The sequence below is a fragment of the Halomonas sp. CSM-2 genome, from assembly GCF_002119345.1.
Lineage (GTDB): Bacteria > Pseudomonadota > Gammaproteobacteria > Pseudomonadales > Halomonadaceae > Vreelandella > Vreelandella janggokensis.
Genome location: NZ_NBYR01000018.1, coordinates 75,876 through 90,405, shown reverse-complemented (window position 1 = coordinate 90,405; position 14,530 = coordinate 75,876). Strand labels below are relative to the sequence as shown.

The following is a 14,530-nucleotide window of genomic DNA, read 5'->3' as shown; positions in this document are numbered from 1 at the left end:
TGAGATCAACAGGGAGAGAAGCCAGGGTCTGCTCAAGGGCTATGAGGTCTGCTTGCTTCATGGTGTGCTCCAGAGGCAAACTGCATATACAGTAGTTTATACAGTATTTTTGAAGCACGCCAACAGCAGATACCAACATAGCCTTTTACATACAGTATTATTGAGAATAGCAAATCGCGCAAGCATGCGAATTTTGGATATGCTGCCAAAATTCACTTTGCTATCAAGGGAATCAATGGGGTAGATTTAATCAGGTGGCTGCATAACCTCAATGAACGCGCCGACACGCTCATTGAGGTTATGCAGCAGGGCGTATAATCACTGTTAGATTCATCCAGATAGTAGAGAGTAAAGCATTGAGTAAATCAGTTTTCATTAGCCACGCAGTTAAAGATTCGAAAATTGCTGAGCAAATAGTCGAGCTTCTTGAAGGTGGTATAGGTGTACCAGAGAGTGAAATATTTTGCTCATCACTGGAAGGGTATGGAATACCGACTGGAGAGAATTTTGTTACCTATATCAAGGGGCAAATACAAGAACCTAAAGTCGTTGTTCTACTTTTAACACCATCTTATTTCGCTAGCAATTTCTGCCTTAGCGAATTAGGTGCTTCATGGGCTATGTCCCACGACGTGTTTCCTATTCTCGTCCCTCCACTGAGTTATGATGATGTAAAAGACGTTCTTTTGGGAACTCAAGTGGCGAAAATTGACAATGAAATTAAATACAATGAGCTACGGGACTGCTTGATTGAAAAAGTAAGCTGCACAAATAAGTCCAGTACAAAGTGGGATGTAAAAAGAAAGGCCTTCCTGAATTTAATAAATCCGCTATTGAAGAATATCAGCTTGCCCGAGACAGTCTCAAGTGAAGAACTTCTCCAGCTGAGACACGATCTGAATAAATCCTGAATCCGTGAAGCCGGCGCCGACACTTTCCCTATCACCGCCAGCGAGCACTTTTTGATCATTCGCCCCGTGCAAGTTGGCTTTCGCAAGCCCGTTATTGCCAAAACCCACCGTGCTGATCGGTGCTGACGGCCCGTTTTGTCATGCCTTTCCACCCGCCAGGCACGACATATCTGGCGATCGCGTGTCGCTTGGAACTGCTTGTGGATAGAGTGTCGCCGATTGACGGTCAGCATGGCGTTCCTCGTGGATAACGCAGTCGGCTCCGCAGCGTCTTGAGCACCGTCATGCGCCCGATATCCTGCCCGAAGTCGAGGATGATCTGCCGTGCCYTGTGAATCACGAGAGCCGCACGGTGCACCARCTCTTGTAGCACGGTGCGCAGCCGGCGCCGCTTGGCCGGGTGGCGAACCGGGCTCAGCTCGCCGGTCATGCCCAGCTGTCCCATCAGGCGCAGGATGTTGTAGGCCAACTGGGCGAGATGCAGGATCAGATCGTTGGTGGCGAACTTGCCGGACGGCAAGCGCTCCAGGTCGAGATCGGTCTTGATCTCGCTGTGAAACTGCTCATGGGTGGCATGCGCCTGGTAGCGYTTGATCACCGCCTCCGGCGCCTCGTCCAGGCTGGTCCACCAGCCTTCCAACTCATAGTCCGGTTCGAGCAGCAACTGGCCATCGCSATCGGCGGTGCGCTCTACCAGGCGCATCACGCGTTGGACGACGTATTCGGTCTTGTTGTCGTCGTGGATCGAGACGGTCTGCGTCCACAGCGCCTGGCGCTTGCCAGGACGCAGCTCTTCCCAGTAGTCCGCCGCCACCGCCAGCCAGGTATCTCGATCAGCCGTGGCCGAGCCRCGCGGGTTCCATTTGACGACATAGTCGAGCCGGCGCCCCTCGTCGGCAAAGACCTGGCGTTGCTGTTCGAGAAGCGCCAGGTGCGCCTGGCTGTCGAAGCCGCTGTCCTCGCGTAACAGGATCGGTTGCTTGGTCAGGCATTGGGCGCGAGGCAGTACCCGCTCCAGGAAGGCGTTGCTCTCCTTCATGGTGTGCTGCTTGCCAGGCCGCAGTTCCAGACCCAGGCACCACCCTTCGTTGCCCAGATAGGCGGCGATCGGGGTGTAGCCATCGACCTTCTGGTAGGTCCGCGAGACGCCTTCCTTCTTCGAGTTGCTGTTGTCCATGACGAAGGTGTCGATGTCCAGGCAGACGTGCGTCGTCTCGGCGGTGATCGGTGCTTCGATCAGTGACAGCAGGGTCGTGGACCAGGTGGCGGTGCGCGCCTGCAGGTCGTTGGCGGCAAGTTTTTCCAGCCGCTGTCGCAGCGTCGCCGCGCTCGGCACCTTCTGCAGGGTCAGCAGTTGTTGGAAGGGCTTGTCGCGGCGGAAGTTCTCGACAGCGTCATAGTCGCTCATGCCCAGACACAGCAGGCCCAGGTAGCTCTTGATCACGTCACTGGTGCGCATGCCCAGCGTGGTGGGGAAGCGGCTGTCGATGCTGTCGACGCCAGCGATCTCGAAGCATTGCCCGATGATGGACAGCCCGGCGTGGCTGGTGAGGGTGCGGCRACTGGCGCGGAACTTTATGTTGGGCATGGCACTGTCTGGGTGAATGGCGATAATGGCTATATTGCCATGCAGGTCAGTGGGTTAGAAGTGCTTCCGGGGGCCGGTCTCACGGATTCAGGACATAAGAATAATTGATATTTCAGGGTTGCCGAACGAAGTCGCAGGCCCTCTAACTGCATTAGTTGCTAGACTACTTTTTCAGTACAAAGTATTTCAAACGCAAGATGAAAAAGAAAAAGACCCTATTCTCCTTGTATGTGAAGAAGCACACAGGTATGTACCGGATCATGGAGAAGCACAATATGCGACAGCACAAGGTGCAATAAGGCGAATTGCTAGGGAGGGCCGGAAATATGGAATAGGTCTAATGCTCGTTAGTCAAAGGCCCGCCGATGTTGATAGTACGGTAATATCGCAGTGTGGCACTTGGGTAGTATTAAGGCTCACAAATTCAGCTGATCAACAGCATGTGGCTCGTTTCTTACCGGATGGATTATCTGGGATGGTTGGAGCGTTACCTATTTTATCTCAACAGGAAGCAATATTTGTTGGTGAAGGAGCGGCTTTACCTTCTAGAGTAAGAGTTAGAGACTTGAAGAAAGAACAGCTACCTAAATCAAATACGATACCGTTTGCTGAAGGCTGGGCGAACAATCGACTAGATTTGGCTGCTTTAGAGGAAATATCTAGTAGAATGAGCAGCTAGTATGAACCTTATAATTAAGGCGTTGCTGGGAAAAAACTAATCGGTGGTGCTCGAAAACTTACGCAGAGTGCGGCGTTAATCTCCCAACCCACTAACCCTCATAACTTCCCTCCACACTGCATCATTCAATATCCCGCGTTTGGCTTCGATGAGCGTGAGCCACTCGCGGGCGCGGGTAATGCCGGTATAGACCAGCTCGCGGTTGAGGTGAAAGCATAACAATATGCCAAGCTGCACGGTAAAATAAACTTCGTCTAAGAAATTGCGATACGTAGATGCATTTTACGCATTATTAATCAGCCATTGTTTTGAATTGCGCTTATCGATAGCTCCATCTAAGTAAGCTATTATCTTTCTAATAATATAAAAAGTTAAAATAGATATTGATATGAATGTCATTGCAGTCTCGTTTTCAGAAGCAGGGCTTGCTTTTAGTGTGTTTGGCAACCATCTTAAGTTAAAGTAAATCAATATTGTTAGTGTTGCAAAAAGTCCTGAATAGTATATTTTTCTAATATATTTAATCATTATATGATCTGATTTTTCGACTAATTTTCCTTTTCTAACCATAACAAGATGACCCGCGTTTATAAAGTGCCCGATATTTTTTGTTAGTTTTAATTTTTTATGCTTTATTATCCTCTGAAGTAAAATGATATCGAGTTCTCTCTTCGTTAATTGCTGATAGGATTGCTCAAGCAGAAGTATGTCATGATTGGTTAGCTCTAAGTTATCAACTAAAGGCTTGCAGTTAACAATAAATAACTTTCTATCTACAATATGGTTTTTTTTATAAGATGATGTTAGGGATTCTCTTGCTGTGCGATAAGATGAAAGTGTGAGAGCAAGCGCAGCTAAAGATGTTATTGTTGTGCCTTTCCATTGTAATTCTGCTAGCCAGTTTATGATAGATAAAACCATTTCAGCCATTTTTCCCCCTCTTTTTGGTGAAGAAATAGAAATTTATTTCTCAGTGAATTTAAATTAAGTAGACGTCTATGCCCGCGTGTCGTGATGGAGTTTAATAAACCAAAGAGCTGCTAAGTTTTAGGTTTCGATTAAGTTGATATATGCTATTACGGAGTAAGTTCGCTTACAATCTTCTTTTGTTTATGGCTGTTAAAATATCCCCTTCCGCTAAGCCCCACTCACTCTCATAACCTCCCTAGTAACCGCATCATTCAGTATCCCCCGTTTGGCTTCGATCAGCGTGAGCCATTCGCGGGCGCGGGTGATGCCGGTGTAGACCAGTTCTCGGGTGAGAATGGGGTTGGGCGTGGGTGGTAGCAGCAGCGCGGTGTGCAGGAACTCCGAGCCCTGGGATTTGTGTACCGTCATCGCGAATACGGTTTCTACCGCGTGCAGGCGAGAAGGCAGTACCCAGTTGATGGGTTTTTCCGGGTCGCTGGTGGGGAAGGCGACGCGTAGTAATGATTTACCCGGCGTGCGCGGGTCCGGCACCGCCAGGGTAATGCCGATATCGCCGTTCATCAGTTTCAGGCCATAGTCGTTTTGCGTCACCAGCACCGGGCGGCCTTCATACCAGCCTTTTTCCAGCATGTGGTCGCTGCCGTACAGCAGCTTCTCGCTGCGCAGCGTTTTGGCGATACGCAGGTTCAGGCCTTCTACTCCCCAGGGGCCTTTGCGCAGCGCGCACAGCAGCTGAAAGTGGCTATAGGCGCTGAGTACCGCGCCGGCCCAGGCGTTATACGCCTCTTTATCTTCCTCAAACGCCAGCCCCTGCGGGCGCTGTGCTTTTAGCGTGCTCAGGTAGTGGCGGTAGCCAGTGGGCGGGGCGATGGGCGTACCTTCGTGGTCGGTGCGGCCTTCGCCCGCGTTCGGAAACGCATCGGGACTGCCGTGAATCACGAGCTTATCCAGCGCGGTGTCTTCCTCGCGGCTTTCGGCGTTACTGCCCAGCACCAGATGGTGCAGGTCCGGGTATCCGTGGCGCAGTACGCCATGCACCGCCTTGTGCTTTTCGCGTTCGCTTTGGGCGTGGCTGGGCTGGTTGATCGCCTGGGCCAGCTGGCCGATGCCGCTGGCGGCGTTGAAGCGGTGGCTGACCCGCAGCATGGTAATCGCCTGGTCGAGGGGCAGGCCGTTGGGGTCTTGGTAGTGCTCGGGCAGCGGCTGGCCGGTGGCGTTTTCCAGCCACTGGGCGGTTTCCGGGGTGTAGTGGGCGGCCTCGGCACGGCGGCACAGGTCGCCGAGCACGGCACCGGCTTCTACGGATGCCAACTGGTCTTTATCCCCCAGCAGTACCAACTGCGCCTGGGCGGGCAGGGCGCTGAGCACGGCGGTCATCATTTCGATATCCACCATCGAGGCTTCGTCGATCACCAGCACGTCCAATGCCAGCGGGTTGGCGGCGTTGTGGCGGAAGTGGCGGGTGTCGGGGCGTGCGCCTAATAGTCGGTGAAGCGTCGTCACCTCGGTGGGAATAGACGCTTGAAGCTGCTCGGTGATGGCGTCATCGCACAACTCGGCCAATGCCTCAGTGGGCAGCAGGCTTACCTGCCCGGCGATGGATTCATTCAGCCTGGCGGCGGCCTTGCCGGTGGGCGCGGCGAGGCGAATGCGCAGCGGTTGCGTTGGCGATTGGGCCAGCTGCAGGGTTTGCAGCAGGGCGAGCAGGCGCACCACGGTGGTGGTTTTGCCGGTGCCGGGGCCGCCGGTAATTACCCCGAAGCGGTTGCGGGCGGCTAGGGCGCAGGCGGTTTTTTGCCAGTCGAGGGTGGGGGTGGGCTGGAATAGGATGTTTAGGGCTTGGGGGAGTATCCCAGGGTGACTATCGTCACCCATCGGCCGATGAATCTGGCTCCTACAATCGGTATCAGGCTGAGTGCTGCTATCTATCGCCGATGTGTCGGACCGCCAATGACTCGGGCTCCTACAGGTGCTATCGGGCTCATCGCCATCCTTCTTGGTGAGGCGGTTGGCGATTTCCTGGTGCAGTGTTTGTTCGTACTGCCAGTAGCGGCGCAGGTAGATGCGGGTTGTGTGTTCGCTGTCGCTGCGTACTAGCGGGGTGTTGCCGGGGCCTTGGCTGATCAGCGTGGGGTGGTTCAGCGCGGCTTGCCAGTCGGGCAGCGTTAGGGTGGCCAACACGTCGCTGGGCAGCGGCGGCGGGTCGGTTAGGTCGTCGCCTTCCGGCGGTAGCGAAAGCGCGAAGTCCGGCGCGTTGAGTGTGGCGTTGAGATCCAGGCATACATGGCCGCGGCCGAGCTGGTGGCTGGCAAGTGCGGCGCCTAGCAACAGCAGCGGCGGGGCGTTCGGCGCTTCCGTGGCTAGAAAGCGCACCAGGGCGCGGTCCAGGTCGCGTAGCCAGCCTCGGGCGACCCAGCGCTCGCACAGCGCCATCAGCTCAACCGTATCGCTTAGCGCGGGGTGAGCGTTCACTTGCGCTGGGGCGCTTGGCGGGTCGGCTTCAGGGGCGTCGCCGAACAGGTCGGGCGTGTGGTGGTCGTGTTGTGAGCCGCTCATGCGGTGGCCTCCCCCGGTGTCGTTGAAAACGAGGTGCCTGTAAACAGGTCATCCAGTGCTTCGATCAATGCCACGGGGGCGGCTTCGGTGTACACGCCGCGCCCCGGGCTGCGGCTGCCGCGCAGAAACACCGTCATTGAGCCGCCCAGGTGCTGGTGCGGGTCGTAGTGGGGCAGTCGCGCCTTGAGGAGCCGGTGCATCGCCAGCAGGTAAAGCGCGGCCTGCAGGTCATAGCGTTTGGTCAGCAGCGCCTGGCGCAGGGCGTCCGGTTCGTAGGCGCTGTCGTCCGGCCCCAGGTAGTTGGATTTCCAGTCGAGAACGTAAAAGCGCCCCTGGTGCTCGAAGGCCAGATCAATAAAGCCCTTGAGCATGCCGTTCAGGGTGTCGGCATCCAGTGCGGGTCGCTCGTAGCCCGGCAGTAAGTGCTTGCTAACCAGCGCGTCGATGGCCTGGGTATTCACCTGTTTGGCGGCCAGCCAGAACTCCAGCTCGACCTGGTAGCTGCCAAGCTCGGTGAGCGCCACACTCTGCTGAGAGGCCAACGGCAGCGGCGTGGTGAGCAGCGTGGTCAGCCAGCCGGAAAGCGGTTCCTGCCACTGCTGCCAGCCGCGTAGCTGCACCCGTCGCCAGAGCATATCGTCGAGTCTCTCGGCGTCGCTCGCGGCGGCGTCAAAGCCTTGCCTGCCCGCCCATTCCAAGAGCCCGTGTAAAAAGGTGCCGGGGCCGGGGCCTCTGGGGAATTTATGCAGGTGAAACGCCTCTGGCTGGGTGAGATCCTGGGGTTCGTCCAGCACCTCGAACGCCGTGGCTTCCTGGGCGGTGGTGGGTTCCAGCGGCGTAGTGACCGGGGTGGTGAGCGTGCCGGAAAGGCGCAGCGCCGAGTAGCTGGCAATCCACCAGTGTTCCCTGGCGGGGCGGAGCGGCGTGCGGGCGTGGCCCAGCGCGGTGGTGTCTTTGGGGGGTGTCAGCCGCTGGGCGGTGGGCGCGGGCGGTTCGTCAACGCGGATGTCGCTGCCTGCGGCAAGGTCGGCGAGTTTTGCGCTGAGCGTGTCCGGCGCCATGGCTTCGCCGCCGTTAATCAGGTGGCCGATGGCGCTGTCTTCCATGCCCTTGAGCGGCGCGAGCCCCAGCCAGGTGGCGTGGCGGGCGCGGGTCAGCGCGACGTAGAGCTTGCGCAGGTCTTCGCCCAGGCGTTCGCGGTCGGCGGTGGCAAGCGTGGTCTCGTCGGCGTCCAGGCTGAGTTGCAGGTTGCCTTCGCCGTCGTGCCAGCGCAGCGGTACGTCACCGGTTTTTACTGGCCGGTGGTTGGCGATAAACGGCAGAAACACCAGCGGGTACTCGAGCCCCTTGGATTTGTGGATGGTGACCACCTTGACCAGATCGGCGTCGCTTTCCAGGCGCAGCTTGTGGCTGTCGCCGTGGCTGTCCGGGTCGGCGATGGCGTCATACAGGAAGCGAATCAGCGCGTGTTCGCCGTCCAGCTCCTGGCTGGCCTGCTGGAGCAGCTCGCCCAGGTGGAGCAAGTCGGTTAGCAAGCGCTCACCGTCCTCGAACTCCGCCAGCAGGCGGGCGGGGATGTCGAAATCCACCATCATGCGGCGGACCAGCGGCAGCACGCCCTGGCGCTGCCACAGCCGGTGGTAGTGGCTGAACTGCTCCACGCGTTCTTCCCAGGCCAGCTCGCTTTGTTGCAGGTGGTCCAGGTCGGCGAGCGTCAGGCCCAGTACCGGGGTGGCCAGGGCCGCTCGCAGGTGGGCTTCGGCCTGGCGGGAGCTGGCCAGCGGCTCGGCGCAGGCGCGTAGCCAGCGTTCTACCTGGGCGGCCATGGGCGAGCTGAATACCTTGTCGTGGTCGGAAAGGTAGACACTTTTGACGCCACGGCTGGCCAGCGCCAGACGAATCGCGCGGGCTTCCTGCAGGCCGTTGACCAGCACCGCCATGTCGGAGGGCTTGAGCGGTGTGAGGGCATCGTTGTCTTGAAAGCCGCTTCCCGCCTGCTGGCCTGCCTCGAGCAGTTCCGTCATGTACGAGGCGCAGCGCTCGGCCATTTCGGTCTGGTAGGCAGTTTTGGAGAGCGGCTCGTCGCTTTCAAGCGGCCACAGCGTCATCGCGGGCAGCGGCTGGCCCTGGTGCACCAGCTGTTCGTCGCGGCCTTTGGCGGTCACGGGCTGGAAGGGCAGCGGGTTGTCGCCGCCTTGTTCGCGGAACAAAAACGCCCCGGCGGGCTGCCGGTCGGCGTAGGCGAAGCAGTGGTTGACGGCCTCGACCATGGCGCGGCTGGAACGGAAGTTGGTGCCCAGCGTGACGTGGCGACCGGCGGTGTCCTGGCGGGCCTGGAGGTAGGTGAAGATATCCGCGCCGCGAAACGCGTAGATGGCCTGCTTGGGGTCGCCGATCAGCAGAATGGCGGCGTCGCGACGGGGCTTGGCGACCTCGAACACCGCGTTGAAGATGCGGTACTGGATGGGGTCGGTGTCCTGAAATTCGTCGATCAGTGCCACGGGGAACTGGCGCAGAATCTGCGCGGCCAGCGCTTCGCGGTTGGGGCCTTGCAGGGCGCGGTCCAGGTGGGTGAGAAGGTCGTTGGGGCCCATTTCGGCGCGACGTTCCTGCTCGCGTTCCAGGCGCACTTTGCACCACTGTACGGCGTGAATCAGCAGGTCGTTGCGCGGCTCGGGCAGGGCGTCGAGGGCGGCGGGCAGTTCGGCCAGCGCTTCCCAGGCCGCTGGGCAGGGCGGTGCGCCGTCTTTCCAGATCTCGGCCATGCCCTCCGGGGTGAGGCGTTTCCAGGCGGCGGGTGTCAGCGCGGGGCGTTCCAGGTCGCTTTCGCTCCATTCGCGCAGCGCGCCCAGCCAGTTGGCGCGGCTTTTGGCGTTGAAGCTTTGGCCCTTGAAGGCTTTACGCTTGGCGGCGTCTTCCAGTGTGGGCACCAGTTCGTCCAGCCAGGCGGGCCAGGGTGCTTTCAGGGTGCTGAGCGTTGCCTGGCGTTCGGCCTCGGCGGCGCTCAGGGTCTCCGCCGGGTCGGGGCGCTGGCTGCCGAGGGCCTCGCTTTCGGGCAGCAGCCGGGCGACCTGGGCGTGCAGTTCGCCGGGGGATTTCCAGTAGCGGGTAATGTGGCCGAGTGCCTCCGCATCCAGCGGGTAGTAGAAGGTGCGCCAGTAGTCGCGGACGACTTCCTGCTCGAGTTCGTGCTGGTCGTTTTCCAGGTCGAGGGAGAACAGGCTGCCGCTGTCGAAGGCGTGTTCGCGCAGCATGCGGTAGCACCAGCTGTGGATGGTGGAGACGGCGGCTTCATCCATCCATTCGGCGGCCAGTTCCAGGCGGCGGGCGCAGGCGGGCCAGGTGGCTGGGTCGTATTGGTCGCGGAGCTCTAGAAGCAGCGGGTCATCAGCAGGCGGCTCGGCAGCAGGCCGACGCGAGGGCGCCGTGAACCCGTCCCTGGGGGCTACTTTTGCCATCCCTGGCAAAAGACCCTCGCTTTGGCCTGCTCCCTTCGCCTGGTCGGGCTCTTTACGAAACACCCCGGCAGCTTCTACCAGCCGGTTGCGGATACGTTCGCGCAGCTCCTGGGTGGCGGCGTTGGTGAAGGTGACGACCAGAATTTCCGGCGGTGTCAGCGGGCGCACAAAGGCGGTGTCGTCGTCGCTGTGTTGGCCGCCCAGTACCAGGCGCACGTAAAGCAGCGCAATGGTGAAGGTTTTGCCGGTGCCCGCGCTGGCTTCTATTAGCCTGCTGCCGTGGAGGGGGAGGCGTAATGGATCGAGTGGTGCGGGCTGGCTCATAAGAAGATACTGTCAAACTCAGTGGAGAAATCTTGGCTCATGCTGCTTCCTCACCATCAATTGACGTCGACTGGCTCAGGGCTATCGCCTGGAAGGGTGTTGGCTCATCCGTCGAGACGTAGGTCACGATATCCACAGGGAGTTGCAGCCGCTCCTCCAGCGACATTTTGAGCTCGGCTGAGGCAAGCAGAGGAATCGCTGTCCTGGAGATCAGCAGAAGGTCGATATCACCGCCTCGCTTTGTGTCATCAAGACGCGAGCCAAACACGTGGACGTTGACGGAAGGCCCAATGAACTCACGTACACCAGAGACGATCGTGGAGCGCTGTGATTGAGTGAGTCGCATGGAGGCCTCTCCTTTCCTTTGAGCCTGTTGATAAAGTCTAGCACTGTATCGAGTCTAACCCTTTACCGCATAAAACAGCGGGGCGTAGAGCGCCTCGGTGAGCGTAGCGAAGCGGTGGCCGTGTTGGGTTTGCTCGTTGAACAGCCGTTCGAAGCGGGGCCACTGGTGGCTGAGGTAGGCGCTTTGGGCGACTTCGCCGGTCTGGAAGCGGCCGCCGTCATAGGCGCCTTCGGCGGCGGCGTAGGCGTCGCTTTCCCGGCCTTTTTCTTCGGCGATTTCCGGCGTGCCTAGCTTGGTCAGCCAGGCAAACGCCGCCTGGGGGGCCAACGGCAGCGGGGCTTCAAGGCCTGCTTGCCAGGCGGTCATCTGGGTGTCCAGGTGGGCGCGGGCGGTGTCGGCGGCGATGGGGTCCAGCGTGATGTTGCCTGCCTTGGAAAGTAGCTGGGTGGTCATCGGGCCGCTGAGGTTGCCCGCCAGGTGGGCGACCCAGGGGCGCAGCAGGTGGGTCCAGCGGTACTGGCCGCGCCCGCTGCCCTGGCTGATCAGGCTGCTGCTGAGCAGCAGCAGGCGGCAGCGGTCACCGGCTTCGTTCTGGCGCAGCTCGTTCAGCCAGTCTTCCAGCACGATGCCGTCGGCGCTTTCTACGCGAACCGGCTCCGGCGCAGGCAAGGCGATGGGCCACTGGTCCAGTGCGTCCTGGTAGGCGCTGAACAGGTCGTCCATGGGCTCGGCCAGGGCGTTGCGCATGCGCTCGCCAAAGGCCCCCATGGCGAGCACACCCTGACCCTGGAAGCGCTCAAGCTGGGCGTCGAGGGCTTCCAGGCGTGGCTCGCCGTTGTCCACCGCGTGGCGCTGGGCGGCGATGAGCCGGTCCTGCAGCTGCCAGTTCTGCAGGCCGTCCAGGGCGAAGGGTTCGGCGTCCAGCTCGGCAATGGCTTCCTGCTCGAAATACACCCCTAGCCGGGTATTGAAGAACGTCCGCACCGGTTCGCGCAGAAAGCCGCCCAGTTGGCCGAGATTAAGGCTGGAGGGCGCGTTTTCCGGCTTGGGTAACGGCGCTTTGGCGGCCTGGGGGGCACGCGGCGCGTGCTCATCTCGCCATACATGGGCCCCACGCCATTCATGAACATAGGTAAACAGTCGCCCAGCGTCGTTGCCATTCTGGAAATACGCGCGGCTGAACGGTTGCAGCGGGTGTTCGGTGGTCAGGGCGTCGAGCAGCGGGGCGCCGTGTTCAAAGTGCCAACCGGCGGCCAGGTGGTCGCGCAGCTGGCCGACCAGTACCGAGGGCGGAAGCGGCGTGTTGTCGATCTGGCTGCGGCCGACCCAACTGATGTAGAGCTGGTCCCGGGCGGAGAGCAGTGCTTCGAGAAACAGGTAGCGGTCGTCTTCCCGGCGGGAGCGGTCGCCGGGGCGGTAGTCGCTGCCCATCAGGTCGAAGTCCAGCGGCGGCTGGGAGCGGGGGTATTCGCCGTCGTTCATGCCCAGCAGACAGACGCGCTTGAACGGAATGGCGCGCATGGGCATCAGCGTGGCGAAGTTGACCGCCCCGGCCAGAAAGCGCTGTGAAAGGCTGTGCTCGTCGATCTGCGCCAGCCAGTGTTCGCGCACCATGGAAAGCGGCAGCGGGTCCGCCAGCTGGGCTTCGCGGCTGCTTTCGAGGATTTGCTGCAGGCCGTTTTCCAGCTTGGTGAGCATCACGCTTTCCTGGGCGTCGTCGGTCAGGAAGAAGGTTTCCAGCAGGGTGCGCAGCCGCTCGACCCAACTGGCGGCATCGGTGGGCTGGCGGAAGGTCTCCCAGGTGGCTTCGAGCTTTTCCAGCAGCGTCGCCAGGGGGCCGGTAAGGCCCGCTTCCAGCCCGCCGATGTCGTCGAACGGCTCGATGCCCTGCCAGGCATTACCTTCACCTACCGTATACCCCAGCAGCAGGCGGCGCAGGCCAAAGGCCCAGGTGTTCTGGCTGAGCCCGCCGGGCAGTTCCAGGGTTTCGCGCTGTTTGGCGTTGAGCCCCCAGCGGATGCCCGCGCCTTCCATCCAGCGTTCGAGCACCGGCAGGTCGCGCTCTTCCAGCCCGAAGCGCTGGCGCAGGGCGGGCACGTCGAGCAGGTCCAGCAGGTCGCTGACGGACAGGCGCAACTCCGGCAGGCGCAGCAGCTTTTCCAGCGCGATCATCATCGGCAGTCGATGGCGGCTGGCCTGGTCGGAAAGCGTGTAGGGGATGAAGCGCGGGTCGTCGCCTTGAAGCTGGCCGAATACTGCGTCGATGTGCGGCGCGTAGCGGTCGATGTCCGGCACCATGACGATGATATCCCGCGGTCGCAGGTCGGGGTCGGCGCTGAACGCGGCCAGCAGCTGGTCGTGGAGGATCTCGACCTCCCGCTGGGGGCCGTGGGCGATATGAAACACCAGGGAGTCATCCGCCGGGTCGAGGGCGGGCCAGTGGGTCTGGGTTTCGGCCACCGGGCGCAACTCGCGGATGTCGTCCTGCAACTGGCTGAGCAGGCAGCCGCGCTCGCCAGAGAACGGCTCGAACATGTCGATGCGCAGCGCCTGCTGCTCGAACAGGGTCTGGTAGTCGCCAGTGTCGTCGTGCTCGTCCAGCAGGCGCAGGTAGTCGCGGCCCTGCTTGCCCCAGGCGGCGAGCAGCGGCTGGGCATGCAGGTGCAGGGCATCGTCGGCATCGCCGGTGCCCAGTACGTCCAGCGCTTCGGGCATGCCGGTCTTGCGCCGCTGGCGGTAGCGGCTGGCGCGCAGCAAGTCCTTGTGCTCGATGATATCCGCCCAGTAGAACTGGCAGGGGTTGTGCACGCAGAGCACCACCTGGCAACAGCGCGAGAGCGCCGCCAGGGCTTCCAGCGTCTGCTGGGGCAGCGACGAGATGCCGAAAATGATCAGCCGCCGGGGCAGGCCCGGCGGGCAGGTCTGGCCGTCCAACTGCTCGGTGGCCTTCAAAAAGCGCCGATGCACCTGGGCGCGGCTGCTGTCGAGGCCCGCATCGCCCTGGGTGGCGGCCACATCCTCACGCAAGATGCGCCACAGGGCGGGCTGCCAGCGCTGGTGGTCTTCCAGCGGGCGGGACTCGCCCCGGGCGGTGATCAGCACGTCCTCGCCGTTGGCCCAGGCGTCCAGCCAGTCGGCGCGGTAGACCTGATACTGGTCGAACAGGTCCGCCAGCCGCTCGGCCAGCTGGTAGTGCTTGCGCTGGTCGCGGTCGACTTCCAGAAACTGCGCCAGCGGGGCAAACACGTCCTGCTCGGCCAGGGTGGGCAGCAGACGTAACAGCCGCCAGACCAGGCGCGATTTATCGAACGGCGAGGTTTCTGGCACGGCGTCTTCGTTGTTCGATACGTGAGTCAGCACCGTGCGGTAGGCCTGCCACAGGAACCGCGCGGGAAGCATCACGTCCAGCGCCGCCGCGATCCCCGCGCCGCCGTTGTCCGGGTCTTCCGCCAGCGCCAGCTTCAGCCACTGCCCGATGCCGTTGCTCTGCACCAGAATGGTTTCGTTCTCCAGCGGCCCCAGCGGGTGCAGGCGCATCCACTCCACCGCCAGCCCGCGCAAATCTTCCAGGCGATTGCCATGCACCACCATGAACCCGGGCGTTAGCGATGTTGGCGAAAGCAGCGAATTGGCGGGCATGCGCGAGGTTCCTTCACGGCGGTGGTGGTAGCTAAGGGTATGGTGCCATAAGTGGTTGTCCAAAGCTCAATGCGTTAGCATCTTGGTTTTTAACTGCTA

Annotated in this window: 8 protein-coding genes; 2 read left to right on the top strand and 6 right to left on the bottom strand. The window is 60.6% G+C overall.

The genetic code is table 11. The features are described from left to right. Positions 1-356 precede the first annotated feature (356 nt). On the top strand, positions 357-911 hold the full coding sequence (locus tag B7L15_RS15615) for a toll/interleukin-1 receptor domain-containing protein (protein WP_176243708.1): 555 nt from the start codon (positions 357-359) through the stop codon (positions 909-911). Between the two features lie 226 nt (positions 912-1,137). On the opposite strand, the gene B7L15_RS15610 is transcribed toward B7L15_RS15615, so the two are convergent. Beyond that, the gene (locus B7L15_RS15610; protein WP_085919855.1) at positions 1,138-2,499 is read right to left on the bottom strand and encodes an IS1380 family transposase; all 1,362 of its coding nucleotides are present in this window, start codon (positions 2,497-2,499) and stop codon (positions 1,138-1,140) included. Between the two features lie 118 nt (positions 2,500-2,617). On the opposite strand from B7L15_RS15610, the gene B7L15_RS15605 reads away from it, so the two are divergent. Next, complete coding sequence (locus B7L15_RS15605; protein WP_217808053.1) at positions 2,618-3,178, top strand: ATP-binding protein; 561 nt, start codon at positions 2,618-2,620, stop codon at positions 3,176-3,178. A gap of 282 nt (positions 3,179-3,460) precedes the next feature. Here B7L15_RS15605 and B7L15_RS15600 read toward each other — a convergent pair whose 3' ends face one another. The 5 genes from B7L15_RS15600 to recC all read right to left on the bottom strand — a co-directional run bounded on the left by B7L15_RS15600 (position 3,461) and on the right by recC (position 14,431). Beyond that, entirely contained in the window at positions 3,461-4,108 is a 648-nt protein-coding gene (locus B7L15_RS15600) for a hypothetical protein (RefSeq protein ID WP_085919854.1), read from the bottom strand. A 207-nt stretch (positions 4,109-4,315) separates the two neighbouring features. Further along, positions 4,316-6,664, bottom strand: coding sequence for an exodeoxyribonuclease V subunit alpha (recD, locus tag B7L15_RS15595; protein ID WP_085919853.1), 2,349 nt, complete (start codon positions 6,662-6,664; stop codon positions 4,316-4,318). After that, on the bottom strand, positions 6,661-10,446 hold the full coding sequence (gene recB, locus B7L15_RS15590) for an exodeoxyribonuclease V subunit beta (RefSeq protein ID WP_085919852.1): 3,786 nt from the start codon (positions 10,444-10,446) through the stop codon (positions 6,661-6,663). Before recB ends, recD begins: the two co-directional genes overlap by 4 nt. Positions 10,447-10,483: 37 nt before the next feature. After that, a complete protein-coding gene (locus B7L15_RS15585; RefSeq protein ID WP_085919851.1) occupies positions 10,484-10,792 on the bottom strand; it encodes a nucleotidyltransferase domain-containing protein in 309 nt (102 codons plus the stop codon). A gap of 54 nt (positions 10,793-10,846) precedes the next feature. Further along, positions 10,847-14,431, bottom strand: a complete 3,585-nt coding sequence (gene recC / locus B7L15_RS15580) for an exodeoxyribonuclease V subunit gamma (RefSeq protein WP_085919850.1) — start codon at positions 14,429-14,431, stop codon at positions 10,847-10,849. Between the last annotated feature and the right edge of the window lie 99 nt (positions 14,432-14,530).

Bases quoted from the DNA above. Each gene is read 5' to 3' on its own strand.
- recC (WP_085919850.1), bottom strand. From the start codon at position 14,431: ATGCCCGCCAATTCGCTGCTTTCGCCAACATCGCTAACGCCCGGGTTC.
- B7L15_RS15585 (WP_085919851.1), bottom strand. From the start codon at position 10,792: ATGCGACTCACTCAATCACAGCGCTCCACGATCGTCTCTGGTGTACGT.
- B7L15_RS15600 (WP_085919854.1), bottom strand. From the start codon at position 4,108: ATGGCTGAAATGGTTTTATCTATCATAAACTGGCTAGCAGAATTACAA.
- recD (WP_085919853.1), bottom strand. From the start codon at position 6,664: ATGAGCGGCTCACAACACGACCACCACACGCCCGACCTGTTCGGCGAC.
- recB (WP_085919852.1), bottom strand. From the start codon at position 10,446: ATGAGCCAGCCCGCACCACTCGATCCATTACGCCTCCCCCTCCACGGC.